Annotated in this window: 1 protein-coding gene; it reads left to right on the forward strand. The window is 59.0% G+C overall.

Features of this window, described 5'->3' with window-relative positions; translation table 11 throughout:
- Positions 1 to 1,684: peptide ABC transporter substrate-binding protein (locus VGP75_RS13175; protein WP_327544110.1), on the forward strand; the 1,684-nt coding region annotated here is incomplete at its 5' end.
- Positions 1,685 to 1,735 lie beyond the last annotated feature (51 nt).

Here is a 1,735-nt window from a genome sequence, read left to right on the forward strand (position 1 = left end):
CGCTGTTGCCTGCCTTGCGCTTGCGCCGATGGCCAACGCGCAAGAGCGCGGCCGCGACGGCAACGTCAATATCATCTATTGGCAAGCTGTCTCAATCATGAACCCGTTCCTGTCGGGTGGTACAAAAGACATCGAAGCCGCCAGCCTCGTGCTCGAGCCACTGGCGCGCTATGACGAAACCGGCATGATGGTGCCCTTTCTGGCCACAGCCATTCCGACCGTCAGCAACGGCGGCGTGTCCGAAGACCTGACCTCGATCACCTGGCAGATTGACCCTGACGTGCTTTGGTCCGATGGCACACCGGTCACATCGCGCGATGTGCAGTTCACATGGGAATACTGCACCGCAGAAGGTGGTGGCTGTGCGCAGGGCGCGAAATTCTCGAACGTCGAAAGCGTCGAGATGATCGACGAAAAGACCGTGAAAGTGAACTTCACCGGTCCCGCACCAAACCCGTATCAGGCGTTTGTAGGGAATGAGTCACCGATCATTCAGGCCGCCCAGTTTGCCGAATGTCTTGGACCCCGCGCACCCGAATGTACCGATGCCAACTTTAACCCCATCGGCACCGGCCCGTTTGTGGTGACAGACTTCCGCGTCAATGACGTGGTTCAGTTTGAAGCCAACCCGAATTACCGTGACCCAAGCAAGCCTGCCTTTGCCACAGTGACCTTCAAGGGTGGCGGCGATGCGACTGCCGCAGGGCGTGCCGTTCTGGAAACAGGCGAATTCGACTACGCCTGGAACTTGCAATTGGCACCTGATGTGATCTCCTCGATGGCCGAAGGTGGCATGGGTGTGCCTGTGTCCGCATTCGGCACTTTGGTCGAGCGGATCGAGATGAACCTGACCGACCCGTCGCCGGCACTCGAAGAAGGCGTGCGCTCGACTGTGGCCGCACCACATCCCTTCCTGACAGATGCCCGCGTGCGTGAGGCGCTTTCTATCGCCATCGACCGCGATCTGCTGGTTGAAGTAGGCTATGGTCAGGCCGGTCGCGCGACATGTAACCTTGTTCCTGCGCCAGCGATCTATGCATCCGACAACACAGCCTGTCTGACACAGGACATGGAGCGCGCGAATGCCCTGCTGGATGAAGCTGGCTTCCTGATGGGGTCCGACGGTGTGCGCGTGAACGCAGACGGTGTGCGCCTGTCGATCCTGTTTCAGACATCCACAAACGCGGTGCGTCAGGACTTCCAGGCCCTGATCAAGCAGTGGTGGGAAGAGATCGGTGTTGAAACCGAACTGCGCAACATTGATGCGGGTGTCTTCTTTGGCGGTGACCCCGGTTCGCCCGACACATTCCAGCGTTTCTATGCAGACGTGGAAATGTACGCCAACAACTTCCCCGGCACCGACCCACAGGCCTATCTGGGCGCATATCTGTGCGACAACATCCCATCGCCGGAAACACAGTGGCAGGGCGAGAACATCAACCGTATCTGTGACCCGGCCTATGAAGCGCTGTGGACCGAGATGACAATGACGGCTGACATCGAAGAACGGGGCAGGATTGGCCGCGCGCTGAATGATATCCTGACCAAGGAAAGCAACATCATCGTGCCACTGGTTGACCGTGGCCGTGTCTCGGCACATTCCGTCACACTTGGCGGCGTGATCCTGAACACATGGGATAGCGAGCTGTGGAACATTGCTGACTGGTACCGCATCAGCGAGTAAAGCACTGACGCAGCCCCGGACCGCGATCCGGGGCTGCGCTGCCCTTCTTTC

This window comes from Yoonia sp. (genome assembly GCF_036007805.1).
In the GTDB taxonomy this organism is placed as follows: domain Bacteria; phylum Pseudomonadota; class Alphaproteobacteria; order Rhodobacterales; family Rhodobacteraceae; genus Yoonia.